Source organism: Streptomyces coacervatus, assembly GCF_029223485.1.
In the GTDB taxonomy this organism is placed as follows: Bacteria; Actinomycetota; Actinomycetes; order Streptomycetales; family Streptomycetaceae; genus Streptomyces; species Streptomyces coacervatus.
Map to the genome: position 1 here is coordinate 269,748 of NZ_JARHTP010000001.1, position 13,391 is coordinate 283,138.

12 protein-coding genes are annotated in these 13,391 nt (G+C 70.0%); 5 read left to right on the forward strand and 7 right to left on the reverse strand.

The genetic code is table 11. From position 1 onward, the window contains the following. The first annotated feature begins 219 nt into the window (after positions 1 to 219). Genes P2Q00_RS01230 through P2Q00_RS01240 form a run of 3 tightly spaced genes read left to right on the forward strand, consistent with a single transcriptional unit; the run spans position 220 to position 3,082 of the window. Positions 220 to 897: a vWA domain-containing protein gene (locus P2Q00_RS01230; RefSeq protein ID WP_275769447.1), complete on the forward strand. Its 678-nt coding sequence runs from the start codon at positions 220 to 222 to the stop codon at positions 895 to 897. Beyond that, positions 891 to 1,751, forward strand: coding sequence for a protein phosphatase 2C domain-containing protein (locus tag P2Q00_RS01235; protein ID WP_275768602.1), 861 nt, complete (start codon positions 891 to 893; stop codon positions 1,749 to 1,751). The genes P2Q00_RS01230 and P2Q00_RS01235 overlap by 7 nt, the downstream gene beginning before the upstream one ends. Then, positions 1,751 to 3,082 (forward strand): protein kinase domain-containing protein, encoded by a 1,332-nt coding sequence (locus P2Q00_RS01240; protein ID WP_275768603.1) that lies wholly within the window; start codon positions 1,751 to 1,753, stop codon positions 3,080 to 3,082. The genes P2Q00_RS01235 and P2Q00_RS01240 overlap by 1 nt, the downstream gene beginning before the upstream one ends. 29 nt (positions 3,083 to 3,111) lie before the next feature. Here the strand turns inward: P2Q00_RS01240 and P2Q00_RS01245 are convergent, their stop codons facing one another. The 7 genes from P2Q00_RS01245 to P2Q00_RS01275 form a co-directional block, all read right to left on the reverse strand. Then, positions 3,112 to 3,450, reverse strand: a complete 339-nt coding sequence (locus P2Q00_RS01245) for a hypothetical protein (protein ID WP_275768604.1) — start codon at positions 3,448 to 3,450, stop codon at positions 3,112 to 3,114. 35 nt (positions 3,451 to 3,485) lie between these two features. Continuing rightward, the gene (locus P2Q00_RS01250) at positions 3,486 to 4,985 is read right to left on the reverse strand and encodes an AbeC-like domain-containing protein (protein ID WP_275768606.1); all 1,500 of its coding nucleotides are present in this window, start codon (positions 4,983 to 4,985) and stop codon (positions 3,486 to 3,488) included. 196 nt (positions 4,986 to 5,181) lie between these two features. Next, positions 5,182 to 6,030 (reverse strand): formate dehydrogenase accessory sulfurtransferase FdhD, encoded by an 849-nt coding sequence (gene fdhD / locus P2Q00_RS01255; RefSeq protein ID WP_275768608.1) that lies wholly within the window; start codon positions 6,028 to 6,030, stop codon positions 5,182 to 5,184. 8 nt (positions 6,031 to 6,038) lie between these two features. Beyond that, positions 6,039 to 6,899, reverse strand: coding sequence for a 2Fe-2S iron-sulfur cluster-binding protein (locus tag P2Q00_RS01260; RefSeq protein ID WP_275768609.1), 861 nt, complete (start codon positions 6,897 to 6,899; stop codon positions 6,039 to 6,041). Beyond that, positions 6,896 to 8,719: an NADH-ubiquinone oxidoreductase-F iron-sulfur binding region domain-containing protein gene (locus P2Q00_RS01265; RefSeq protein ID WP_275768611.1), complete on the reverse strand. Its 1,824-nt coding sequence runs from the start codon at positions 8,717 to 8,719 to the stop codon at positions 6,896 to 6,898. Before P2Q00_RS01265 ends, P2Q00_RS01260 begins: the two co-directional genes overlap by 4 nt. Before the next feature lie 5 nt (positions 8,720 to 8,724). After that, a complete protein-coding gene (locus P2Q00_RS01270; protein WP_275768612.1) occupies positions 8,725 to 10,644 on the reverse strand; it encodes a molybdopterin oxidoreductase family protein in 1,920 nt (639 codons plus the stop codon). Positions 10,645 to 10,660: 16 nt separating this feature from the next. Continuing rightward, positions 10,661 to 11,632, reverse strand: a complete 972-nt coding sequence (locus P2Q00_RS01275) for a 2-dehydropantoate 2-reductase (protein ID WP_275768613.1) — start codon at positions 11,630 to 11,632, stop codon at positions 10,661 to 10,663. Between the two features lie 235 nt (positions 11,633 to 11,867). Between P2Q00_RS01275 and P2Q00_RS01280 the strand changes: the two genes are divergently transcribed. Then, positions 11,868 to 13,208, forward strand: coding sequence for an OFA family MFS transporter (locus P2Q00_RS01280; RefSeq protein ID WP_275768614.1), 1,341 nt, complete (start codon positions 11,868 to 11,870; stop codon positions 13,206 to 13,208). Then, on the forward strand, positions 13,177 to 13,311 hold the full coding sequence (locus tag P2Q00_RS01285) for an MFS transporter small subunit (protein ID WP_266962832.1): 135 nt from the start codon (positions 13,177 to 13,179) through the stop codon (positions 13,309 to 13,311). The genes P2Q00_RS01280 and P2Q00_RS01285 overlap by 32 nt, the downstream gene beginning before the upstream one ends. Positions 13,312 to 13,391: the final 80 nt, after the last annotated feature.

Below are 13,391 nucleotides of genomic sequence, written 5' to 3' on the forward strand. Positions count from 1 at the left end.
CTGCACAGGAAAAATCGGGGGAGCCGGCGATGAGTCTCGTACCGGATCACACGGCGCGCGGACGCCGCCTGGTGCTGGGCCTGTTCGTCGTGTCGGCGCTGGTGACCACCGGCACGCTCGTGTTGCTGACGGTGGGGTGGCCGGCGTAGGCCGAGGCGGCGAACCCGTTCACGGCGTCAGGGAGAGGACACGAGAGTGAGCGATATTCCCGGCGGCCCCATGGAGAGCCGTCCGGTCCATTTCATCTGGATCCTGGACGTGTCCTTCTCGATGAGCGGCGAGAAGATCGGCACCGTCAACTACGCGATCCGCGAGGCCATTCCGGAGATGCGCGCGGTGGCGCACGACCAGCCGTCCGCGCAGCTGATGGTGCGAGTCCTGACGTTCTCCGCGACACCCCGCTGGCACGTTGCGACACCCGTCCCGGTGGAGCAGTTCACCTGGCAGGAGGTCGGTGTCGACGGCGGCACCAACCTCGGCGACGCCCTCAAGGCGGTCGCCCGCGAACTGGAGACGCCGCCCATGCCCCGGCGGGCCCTCAAACCCGTGCTGACGCTGGTGTCCGACGGACAGCCGCTGGACGAGGACTGGCGCGAGGGACTCAAGGCCATCGACGCGACCCCCTGGGGCCGCAAGGCCGTACGCGTCGCCATCGCCATCGGCGGCGATGCCGACCGCTCGGTCCTGCAGGAGTTCCTCGCCAACCCCGAGCTGCCGGTGCTCGACGCGAACAGCCCCAAACAGCTGGCCGCCGCGATCCGTTGGGCCTCCACCGCCGCCGTGAAGGCCGCCTCCCAGCCGGTCGTCTCGGGCGACTCCGGCAGCGGCGGCAAACAGCTCGCCCCCGCCTACGCGCCGCCCCAGCTCGATGACGACGATGACGACGACGTGTGGTGACCGTGCTGCGCGAGGAGAAGTACTGGGACGTGCTCTACCAGTCGGCGCAGGGCCCCGCCAAACGGCGCAACCAGGACTCCAGTGCCGTCCGGGTCACCTCCGACGGCGACCTGGTGTTCGCGGTGGCCGACGGCCACGGCGCACCCGTCCATCCGCGCAGCCATGTCGGCTCCCGGCACGCGGTGGAGGTCTTCACCGCCAGCGGCATCGAATTCGCCGTGCGGGCCCGGGCCGCCGCCGGGAGCGGCCCCGGAGGATTCCGCCGGCTGTGGACCGACGCCCACGACCGCATGCCGCGCGAACTCGTCCTCAAATGGCGCCGCCAGGTCCTCGGCACCGACGGGGAGTCACTGGGCGAACAGCCCCGTCTGTACGAGTCGCTGCGCCCCTTCGGCACCACCCTGATCGGTGTCGTGCTCACCGACGGCCTGTTCGCAGCCTGGCAGTTGGGCGACGGGGACCTGGTGGTCGTCGACGACGACGGATCCCTCACCCAGCCGCTGACCCCCGCCCGCCCCGAACTCGGTGACGACACCGAGTCGATGTGCAGCCGCCGCGCCTGGCAGCTGATGCGGGTGCACTGCGCGCTGCCGGGCGATCCGGGCCGGCTGCCCCGCATGGTCGCCCTCTCCACCGACGGACTGTCCAACAGCTTCGCCGAACGCGACGGCTTCGTGCGGTTCGTGAGGGACGTGGACCGGCGGATCACGGCCGAGGGCCCGGCGGCGGTCGACGAGGCCCTGCAGGGATGGCTGGCCCAGGCCGGCAGGTACTCCGGCGACGACACCACGGCCGTCGTCGCCCGCAACCGGCGAACACTGCCTCCGCACGGGGGACGCGAAGAGGAGGACTGATGTCCGGCATGCTGGCCACCGGTACCCGGCTCACGACCGAGGACGGGGAGGAGATGGTGGTCTCCGGCCTGCTCGGCTCCGGCGGCCAGGGCGAGGTCTACCAGGTCAAGGGCGCGATGGGGGAGAAGGCCCTCAAGTGGTACTACCCGGGCTGCGCCACCGCGGAGCAGTGGGACATCGTCCACAACCTCGTCGGCCGCGGTTTCACCGACGACCGGTTCCTGTGGCCGCAGGCCATGGTGACCGGGCCCCGCAGCGGCTTCGGCTACCTCATGGACATCCGCCCCGAACGCTTCCGCGGCCTGCCCGACCTCTTCCGCCGGGAACTGGACACCTCCCCGCTGGCCCTGGTGACCGCGGGCCTGCACATGGTCGAGGCGTACCAGGCGCTGCACTCCAAAGGCATCGCCTACCGGGACATCTCCTACGGCAACCTCTTCTTCGACCCGGACAACGGCGACGTCCTGGTCTGCGACAACGACAACGCCGTGGGCGAGGGCGAGGTCACCGGCATCGCCGGCACGATGGAGTTCATGGCGCCGGAGCTGGTCCGCGGCGACCCGGGTGCGATGCCCGGCACCCAGACCGACCTGCACTCCCTCTCCGTGCTCCTCTTCATGCTGCTGACGAACCATCACCCCCTCAAGGGGCGCGCCGAGTTGGACATCAACTGCCTCGACGAGGCCGCCGAGCGACGGCTGTTCGGCAAGCGTCCGGTGTTCGTCTTCGATCCCGAGAACGACGCCAACTGCCCCGACCCCGACGAACACCGCACGGTCCTGCTGACCTGGCCCACCATCCCGCCGGTGCTGCAGAAGCTCTTCGTGCAGAACTTCACCGACGGCCTGCGCGACGCCTCGCACCGGGTCCGCGAGACCCAGTGGAGGCACGCGCTCAGCGAGGTCCGCGACACCATCGTGGTCTGCGCCGACTGCGGCAAGCAGAACCTGACGGAGCCGCGCGAGACGAAACCGGGGGTGTGCTGGCGCTGCCGGCACACGCTCATGCTGCCCCCGCGGCTCGTGGTCACCACCCGTATGCCCAAGGTGGAACGGCATCTTCGGCTGCGCCACAAGGCGAAGGTGTACGCCCACCACCTCCAGGCCGAACCCGACCGGCACCGCTACGGCCCGGACGGCCTCGTCGCCGAACTCGTCGAACACCCGCAGAAGCCCGGCAAGTACGGGCTCGCCAACCGGACCGGAACCACCTGGAGCACCCGCCGGAGCGACGGCACCGCCCAGCAGGTCGCGCCGGGCCAGACGGTGCCGCTGCGCGCGGGCCTGGAGGTCGACCTCGGCCTCGCCCGGGCGGTCGTGCGCGAACACTGACCGCGGGCGGGGTGAGCCCGCCGGGCCGACTACATCGGCAGCCCCACGGCCCGGCCGAGCGACAACACCAGGGCCAGCACCCCGCTGGTGGTGGTCGAACCGGCTTGGATCGTCTCCAGCCAGCCGCGGATACGGCCCTGGTCGGCCTGCCGGTTGTGCTCGCCGGCGCGCACCAGCTCACGGTGGACCTGCTCGGCCTGCGGAGCCAACTCTGGCTGCTCTGCGCGTAGTTGGCGGATGAGCTCGGCGGCCAGGGCCACCGGATCGGAGCTCTGCGCGGCGGGGGCGTTGACGGGGGCGTTCATGTGGAACGTGCCGTTGTCGCCGAAGTTGCCGAAGGTGGGGCCGGAGAAGTTGTTCGTGGTCATCGCGATGTCTCCGTCTCGGGATCCTGACACCCGGCTCAGGTGTGCGGGTTGGCCGGCTGCTGCGGTTGCTGGCCCTGCTGCCCAGGGGATCCCTGCCCGCCGCCCGCCGGGGACGCCTGGTACTGGTTCATGACGAACTTTCCGTCGTTGCCGAAGTTGCCCCAGGTGGGACCGGCGAAGTTGTTCTGGTTGTTGATCACGGTCCGCACCTTGTCCAGGGCCGCCGTGTCCACGTTGTGGGCGCGCAGGAACCGTTCCGTGGCGATCATCACGGACTCGTGGATGCGCTGGAAGGCGTCCGTGGCATCCATGACCTCGTTGTAGGCCATGGTGATGCCCGATACACGCTCGCGGAGGCTGTCGAATGCCCCGTAGTCGTACACCACGTGGTACTTCGAGATGTCCCGCCGGTCCTTCTCCAGAGCCCGCGCGTGCCGGACCCGCCGGACCCGGCGGTGCCGGATGCGGCCGGGTGCTCCGGTCAGCAGGACACGCCAGTTCGCCAGCGTGATCCGCACCAGCAGCCACCACTCCTCGAAACCGCCGAGCGGCAGTGCGGCCACCCGGCTGAACTCCTCCTGCAGGGGCGGCAGTACGTACGCGGCCACCTCCCAGGACAGCCGGGTCTGCAGCAGCCTGGCCCGCAGATGCACGGACACCACATAGCGGCCGCCGCGGCCCACCATCTCCAGGCTCAGATACGTCGCCATGGCCGCGCCCGCCTGGTTCGCCCCGGCCTGTACAAGCTGTTTGTCGATACGGGAGTTGGGGGCCTTCAGCGGGTCCGGCAGCAGTTGCCGGCCGACATGGCTCACATGCAGGCCGCGGATGTACAGGCGGTTGCGGGCCCGCAGCTCCGTCAGGCCGGTGATCGTCGTCATCTCCCGGGCCAGGAAGCCGTGCAGGGCCACCGCGTCGAAGGGCTTGATCGTCTTCCCGGCGGCCGCCGTACCGACGTCGATCGGTGCCCAGACGCTCTCCCGGATCTTGATGCCGCTGCCCACGAAGGGGTTGCGGGCCTCGACGCTCGCGTCGTAGGGGACCACGTTCATCTGCCGCAGCGAGGTGAGCCGGTCCTCGGTGGCTCGGTCGAGAGGAGGAGCCTGGCTCAGGGGTTTGCCGGGGTCGCGGAAGACCGTGCGGGCCGCCACCCAGGCCGAGTGCTCGGTCCGGTGCACGACCCCCGCCGCGACGACGCCCGCACCCACCAGCAGGGCACCGAGCGCCACCGCGGCGGACCGCTGCCCCTGTACCAGGGCGAGGACGCCACCCGGCACGGCGGCGACCATCGCCACCAGCAGCACCGTCAGCAGGCGGTCCCGCCGTCTGCGCCGTAACTGCGCCGCCGCCGCGTGCCGCACCAGCGCCACCAGATTGATCCCGAGAGGCAGCCCGACGGCTTTGAGACGGTCCCCGGTGAACTCGTCCAGCGCGTCCAGCGCGAAGTTCTCGTCGAGATGCGCGTGCGCGCACAGCAGACGTGTGACGGCGTCCGTGTCGTACTGCGGCAGCTGTGGCAGCGGTCGTGGCGCCATGGGCCCTCCCCCGTGCGGGCCCTTCTCACGATAGGGACAGCGTGGGGTTCTGTCCCTGTTTCGGCCGTACTGGATTTCCGTACGTCGTCACGGCTCTACGGGAGGTCCGTACGGCCGGGCGGCACGGTTCCGGCCCGGCCGGCGCAGGGGGCGCTCCCCGCCGGCCGGGCCCCGCCGCCGTGTCGCGGAGAGCCCCTCACCCCTGGGCGGCCGCGGTCCGCAGAGCGATGCGGTCCTCGCCCGCGTACACGTTCATGGAGGCGCCCCGCAGGAAGCCCACCAGGGTCAGGCCCGTCTCCGCGGCCAGGTCGACGGCCAGCGACGAGGGCGCCGAGACCGCCGCCAGGACCGGGATCCCGGCCATGACCGCCTTCTGCGCCAGCTCGAAGGAGGCCCGGCCCGAGACCAGGAGGATGCTGCGGGACAGCGGCAGGTCGCCGTTCTGCAGGGCACGCCCCACCAGCTTGTCGACCGCGTTGTGCCGGCCCACGTCCTCCCGTATGTCGACCAGCTCGCCGTCCTCCGTGAACAGGGCCGCCGCGTGCAGACCCCCGGTCCGGTCGAAGACCCGCTGGGCCGCGCGGAGCCGGTCGGGGAGGCTCGCGAGGAGTTCGGGTTCGACGCGGACCGGGGGAGTGTCGGCTATCGGCCAGCGGGCCGTCGTGCGTACGGCATCGAGGCTCGCCTTGCCGCACAGCCCGCAGGACGAGGTGGTGTAGACGTTCCGTTCGAGGGTGATGTCGGGGATCGTCACGCCCGGCGAGGTCCGCACATCCACCACGTTGTACGTGTTCGAGCCGTCGACCGTGGCTCCCGCGCAGTACACGATGTTCTGCAGATCGCCCTGCTCGGCGAGGACGCCCTCGCTGACCAGGAAGCCCGCGGCCAGCGCGAAGTCGTCGCCCGGGGTGCGCATGGTGATCGCGAGCGGCTTGCCGTTCAGCCTGATCTCCAGCGGTTCCTCGGCGACCAGCGTGTCCGGGCGGGTGGAGATGGCCCCGTCCCGGATGCGGATCACCTTGCGTCGTTCCGTGACTCGTCCCATGTCGTGTCTCAGTCCCGGTTCTGTACGTGCTGGTAGCCGAAGCGGCCCTTGATGCAGAGGTTGCCGTGGGTCACCGGGTTGTCGTGTGGGGAGGTGACCTTCACGATTTCATTGTCCTGCACGTGGAGAGTGAGGTTGCAGCCCACTCCGCAGTAGGCGCACACGGTCGTCGTCTCCGTCTGTGCCGACTCGTCCCAGGTGCCGGCCGCGCGCATGTCGAACTCCGACTTGAACGACAGCGCTCCCGTGGGGCAGACCTCGATGCAGTTGCCGCAGTACACGCACGCCGAGTCGGTGAGCGGGGCGTCGTGCTCGACGGCGATCCGGGCGCCGAAGCCGCGGCCGGAGACCGAGATGGCGAACGTGTTCTGCCACTGGTCGCCGCAGGCGTCCACGCACTTGTAGCAGAGGATGCACTTGTCGTAGTCGCGCACATACAGATCGTTGTCGACCTTGGGTTCCTCGCCCAGGCGGGCGGCGTCCGGGCCGAAACGGTCCGGCTTCGCCTCGTACTCCTTGATCCATTCGGCGACTTGTGGAGTCGTCGACAAGTCGACCGAGGAGGCGAGAAGTTCGAGGACGATCTTGCGGCTGTGGCGGGCGCGCTCGGTGTCCGTCCGCACCTCCATACCGGGCTCGGCCCTGCGGGAGCAGGCCGGGACGAGCGTGCGGGCGCCCTCGACCTCGACGACGCAGACACGGCAGGCGTTCTTGGGGGTGAGCGTGTCGCCCTGGCACAGGGTCGGCACGTCCTTCCCGGCCGCCCGGCAGGCGTCGAGAATCGTCGAACCCTCGGGCGCCCGCACCGGCTCCCCGTCGACGGTGAACTCCAGCAGCCGGCGCGGGATCCCCAGCGGTGTCACGGTCATTCGTACGCCCCCAGACGGTCGATGGCGGATTCCACGGCGTTCCACGCGGTCTGCCCCAGACCGCAGATCGAGGCGTCCCGCATCGCGCGGCCGACTTCCCTGAGCAGAGCGATGTCGCCGGCGGCTACCGCGCCCGTGCGCTCCGCGATCCGGTGCAGCGCCTCCTCCTGGCGCACGGTCCCGACCCGGCACGGCACACACTGCCCGCACGACTCGTCGCGGAAGAACTCCGCGATACGCAGAAGCAGCCGGGGCAGCGGGACCGTGTCGTCGAAGGCCATGACGACTCCGGAACCGAGCGTCGTGCCCGCTTCCCGAGTGCCTTCGAAGGTGAGGGGGATGTCCAGTTCGTCCGGCCGTACGAAGCCGCCCGCCGCGCCGCCCAGCAGCACCGCCCGCAGACGGTCCCGTACGCCGGCCTCGGTGAGCAGCTCGCCGAGCGTGGCGCCGAACGGCAGCTCATAGATGCCGGGCCGGTCCACGCTGCCCGAGACGCAGAACAGCTTCGGCCCGGTGGACCTCCCGGTGCCGATCGCCGCGTACGCCGGAGCACCCATGGTCAGGATCGGCAGGACATTGACCAGCGTCTCCACGTTGTTCTCGACCGTGGGCTTGCCGAACAGGCCCTTCTCCACCGGGAAGGGCGGCTTCGAACGCGGCTCGCCCCGATAGCCCTCGATCGAGTTGAACAGGGCCGTCTCCTCGCCGCAGATGTACGCGCCCGCACCGCGCCGGATCTCGATGTCGAAGGCGTAGCCCTGGCCCAGGACGTCGTCGCCGAGGAAGCCACGCGCGCGTGCCTGCGCGATCGCGTGCTCCAGGCGACGCAGCACCCGCGGGTACTCGCCCCGCAGATACACGTACCCCTGGTGCGCACCGATCGCATACGCGGCGATCGTCATCGCCTCGACCAGCGCATACGGGTCCCCTTCAATGATCACGCGGTCCTTGAAGGTGCCCGGCTCGGATTCGTCCGCGTTGCACACCAGGTAGTGCGGGTGGTCGGGCTGCGACGCGGTGGCCTGCCATTTGCGGCCGGTGGGGAAGGCGGCGCCGCCGCGGCCGACCAGGCCGGAGTCGGTCACCTCGCGGATGACCCCGGCGGGGCCGAGCTCGAAGGCCCGGCGCAGGGCCGTGTAGCCGCCGTGGGCGCGGTAGTCGTCGAGACTCGACGGGTCGACGACGCCGACGCGTTTCAACAGAAGGAGGCCGTCCTGCCCCGTCTGCGGTACGGCTGCCGCGGCCGGCGGTTCCTCCGGCGCCGAGTCGGGCGCACTCGCGGCGAGTACGGCCGCCTCGACCGTCGCCGGTGCCGACACCGCCGTACGCACCGGGTCTCCCGCCTTGATCGCGAGTGCCGCCGGAGCCCGCTCGCACAGGCCGAGACAGGGGCTGCGCTCGACACTCACCCCACTGCCCGGCCCCAGCCGTGCCTCGATCCCGGCGCACAGGCCGGGCACTCCGGCGGCCGCGCACGCCAGGTCCGTGCACACGTGCAGCACGGTCGCCGGGCGTGGCTTGAGCGAGAACATCGCGTAGAAGGTCGCGACGCCGTACGCCTCCGCCGGGGGCACGGTCAGCCGACGGCACAGGTAGTCGAGGGCGCCCTCGCTGATCCAGCCGATCCGGTCATTGATCGCGTGCAGCCCCGGCAACAGCAGGTCGCGCCGCTCCCGGGCCTCGCGGCCACCGCGAGCCCATCTGAGGTCGGCGTCTGTACGGTCCGCGCCCTCCCAGGAGGACTCGGGAGGGCCCAACAGGGCGTCCACGGCGGCCCGTTCGTCGTCCGTCGGCTTGCTGTCGCCGAAGTGCAGATCCACTTACGTCACCTCACGATGGTCGCAACCGGAAGCTTGTCGATCCGGATCGCCGACGCCTTGAACTCCGCCGTCCCCGCGATCGGGCAGTTCGCCTCGATCGTCAGCTGGTTGGTGTCCACCTCGTCGGGAAAGTGCATGGTCATGAAGGCGAGCCCGGGCCGAAGAGCCGTGTCGACCCATACGGGCGCCACGACCGAGCCCCGCCGTGAGGACACCTGCACCTCCTCGCCGACCACGACCCCGTACCGCTCGGCGTCCTCCGGGCACAGCTCGACGTACTCGCCGCGCCTGAGCGGGGAGGCGAAACCGCCGCTCTGCACACCGGTGTTGTACGAGTCGAGCCGCCGCCCGGTCGTCAGCCGGATCGGGTACTCCTCGTCCGTGAGGTCGACCGGCGGATCGTGCCGGACGATCCCGAAGGGCGCCGGCATGCCGCGCCTGACCGGGTCCTTCTCCCACAACCGGCCGTGCAGATACGTCGGTTCGAGCTCGTCGGTGCTCGGGCACGGCCACTGGATGCCCTGCTGCTCCTCCAGGCGCTCGTACGTCATCCCGTAGTGGTCCGGCGAGACGGACCTGAGCTCGTTCCAGACGGCCTCGGCGTCGGCGTACTTCCAGTCGTGACCCAGGCGCGCAGCCAGCTCGCAGATGATGTCGATGTCCTCGCGGGCCTCGCCGGGCGGGGTGACCGCACGCCGGACCCGCTGAACCCGCCGTTCGCTGTTGGTGGTGGTGCCGTCGGTCTCCGCCCAGCCGGCGGTCGCGGGCAGGATCACGTCCGCGAGCTCGGCCGTCTTCGTGAGGAAGATGTCCTGCACGACCAGGAAGTCCAGCTGCTTCATGCGCCGTACGGCCTGCTCGCTGTCCGCCTCCGACTGGGCCGGGTTCTCACCGATGCAGTAGACGGCCTTGAGCGTGCCCTCCTCCATCGCCTCGAACATCTCCGTCAGGTTCAGCCCGTAGTGCGGCTGGATGACGGTGTCCCAGGCCGACTCGAACTTCAGCCTGGAGTCGGGGTCGAGGAGGTCCTGGAAGCCGGGGAGGCGGTTGGGGATCGCGCCCATGTCGCCGCCGCCCTGCACGTTGTTCTGGCCGCGCAGGGGCTGCAAACCGGCGCCGTATCGGCCCACTTGGCCGGTCAGCAGGGAGAGGTTGATCAGCGCCCGGACGTTGTCCGTGCCGTTGTGGTGCTCGGTGATGCCGAGGGTCCAGCACAGCTGGGCGCGCTCGGCACGGGCGTAGGCGTGCGCCAACTCCCTTATGGCGCGCGCCGGTACGCCCGTCACCTTCTCGGCGAGGGACAGCGTCCACGGCTCGACGAGCTTCTTGTACTCCTCGAAGCCGCTGGTGGCCCGCTCGATGAACGCCTCGTTCGCCAGGCCCGCGTGGATGATCTCGCGGCCGATCGCGTGTGCCATCGGGATGTCGGTGCCGACGTTGAGGCCGAGCCAGCTCTCCGCCCACTCGGCGGTGGAGGTGCGGCGCGGGTCGACGGCGTACATCCGGGCGCCGTTCCTGATCCCCTTCAGGACGTGCTGGAAGAAGATCGGGTGCGCAAAGCGGGCGTTGGAGCCCCACATCACGATCACGTCGGTGTGCTCGATCTCCTCGTACGAGGAGGTGCCGCCGCCGGAGCCGAAGGCGGAGCTCAGGCCGGCCACACTCGGCGCATGACACGTGCGGTTGCAGGAGTCCACGTTGTTGGTGCCCATGACGACCCGCGCGAACTTCTGCGCCACGTAGTTCATTTCGTTGGTCGCGCGGGCGCAGGAGAACATGCCGAACGCGCCGCGGCCGCGCTCCAGGCCGCGCGCCGCCCGGTCCAGGGCCTCCTCCCAACTCGCCGGCCGGAATGGCTCGTTGCGGGAGTCGCGGACGAGGGGGTGCGTCAATCGGGTGTAGGTCTTCGGTTGCCGTTTCCTCATGTGAGGCCCCCAGATTTCATGCGGCGCTCCTCAGCGCGAGCAGGTCCGAGATGGCGTGCACGGTGCGCAGGGTGGGCACCTCCACGCCGGTGATCTCCGCCAACTCGACGACGGCCGCGAGGAGTACGTCGAGTTCGAGCGGTTTGCCGCGCTCCAGGTCCTGGAGCGTGGAGGTGCGGTGGTCGCCGACGCGTTCGGCGCCGGCCAGGCGGCGTTCGATGGAGACGCCGACCTCGCAGCCGAGCGCCTCGGCGACGGCAAGGGTCTCGGCCATCATGGTCTCGATGACCTTGCGGGTGCCGCCGTGCAGACACATCTGCCGCATGGTGGCGCGGGCCAGGGCGCTGATCGGGTTGAAGGAGATGTTGCCGAGCAGCTTGACCCAGATGTCGCCCCGCAGCTCCGGCTCGACGGGACACTTGAGCCCTCCGGCCTGCATGGCCTCGCTGAATTCCAGGCAGCGCTTCGACACGCTCCGGTCGGGCTCACCGATGGAGAACCGGGTGCCTTCCAAGTGCCGTACGACACCCGGCCCTTCGAGCTCGGTGGCCGCGTAGACGACACATCCGACGGCCCGCTGAGGCGCGAGCACCGCACTGACCGCGCCGTCCGGGTCCACACTCTCGACGCGATGGCCGTCGTAGGGGCCGCCGTGCCGGTGGAAGTACCACCAGGGGATGCCGTTCTGGGCGGCGATCACCGCCGTGGTGTCGTGCAGAAGGGGCTCGATCAGCGGCCCGCACGCCGCGTACGAGTTGGCCTTCAGGCCCAGGAGGACGTAGTCGACCGGGCCGATCTCGGCCGGGTCGTCGGTGGCGTGGGCGTACGCGGTGAAGTCGCCGCGCGGGCTGAGCACCCGGACTCCTTGCTGCCTCATGGCCGCCAAGTGCGGTCCACGGGCGACGAGATGCACATCGGCGCCGGCGCGGTGGAGCGCGGCACCGACGTAGGCGCCGATCGCACCGGCGCCGAGAACTGCGACTTTCATGACGAGGGAGCTCCGTTCGGTCGAGGGATACCGCGGAGATGGCCGCACAGTCGAACTCTGCCGAACACTGTCGACTGAATATTGTCTACAGTATGGCGATGGGGGCAGCAAGGGTTCGTGCACGGTTCGGAAAACCGGTCGGTACGACCGCTCGGCGCGCCCGGCATACCGTTCATCGCATACGGTCGACGCGCCGCCTTCTCAACTCCCTTGCCGTTCCCTTACGTTCGGGATCATGAGTCCCCCTGTCGCACCGGCCGGCTGGAGCCGCTGGCTGGTTCCCCCCGCCGCTCTCTCCGTCCATCTCTCCATCGGCCAGGCCTACGCCTGGAGCGTGTTCAAGCCGCCCCTGGAGTCCTCGCTCGGCCTCAGCGGAACGCAGAGCGCGCTGCCCTTCCAGCTCGCCATCGTCATGCTGGGCCTGTCCGCGGCGTTCGGCGGCACGCTGGTCGAGCGCAACGGGCCGCGCTGGGCGATGACCGTCGCCCTGGTCTGCTTCTCGTCCGGCTTCCTGATCTCCGCGCTCGGCGCGGCCACCGAGCAGTACTGGCTGATCGTCCTCGGCTACGGCTTCGTCGGCGGGATCGGCCTCGGCATCGGCTACATCTCGCCCGTCTCCACACTGATCAAGTGGTTCCCCGACCGGCCCGGCATGGCCACCGGCATCGCGATCATGGGCTTCGGCGGCGGCGCACTCATCGCCTCGCCGTGGTCGGCGCAGATGCTGGCGTCGTTCGGCGCCGACAGCTCGGGGATCGCGCTCGCGTTCCTGGTGCACGGGCTGTCGTACGCCGTCTTCATGTCGCTGGGCGTGCTGCTGGTGCGGGTGCCGCGCGGCGAGGACCGTGCAGGCACCGCGGGTGCACCGAGCGTTGTCCAGGGGCCGCAGGTCTCCGCGAACAGCGCCATCCGCACACCGCAGTTCTGGTGTCTGTGGGTCGTGCTCTGTATGAACGTGACCGCGGGCATCGGCATCCTGGAGAAGGCCGCCCCGATGATCCAGGACTTCTTCAAGGACACCTCGACCCCCGTGACGCTGTCGGCCTCGGCCGGCTTCGTGGCACTGCTCTCCGCCGCCAACATGGCCGGCCGCATCGGCTGGTCGTCCACCTCGGACCTGATCGGACGCAAGAACATCTATCGCGTCTATCTGGGCTTCGGCGCGGTGATGTACGGGCTGATCGCCCTGTTCGGTGACTCCTCGAAGCCGTTGTTCATCCTGTGCGCGATGGTGATCCTGTCCTTCTACGGCGGCGGGTTCGCGACCATTCCCGCCTACCTCAAGGACCTCTTCGGGACGTACCAGGTCGGCGCCATCCACGGCCGGCTGCTCACCGCCTGGTCCACCGCCGGCGTCCTCGGACCGCTGATCGTGAACTGGATCGCCGACCACCAGAAGAACGCCGGCAAGAGCGGCTCGTCGCTGTACGAGCTCTCCTTCATCATCATGATCGGTCTGCTCGTCGTCGGCTTCGTCGCCAACGAGCTCGTCCGGCCCGTCAACGCCCGCCACCACATCCCCGCTCCCAGGGAGGAGACCGTCGATGTCGAACGACAGCAGCCAGAGTCCGCCTGACCGGCGCCCGCTGATCGCCTTCGCCTGGCTGTGGGTGGGGGCACCGCTCGCCTACGGGGTGTACGAACTCGTACAGAAGGCGACGAAGCTGTTCACCGGGTGACTGTTCGGTAGGTGTCAGGGCGTCCCCTTCTCGCCCCGGGCGGATGACAGAATCCGACAACCCGGGCGCCCGAATCCTGT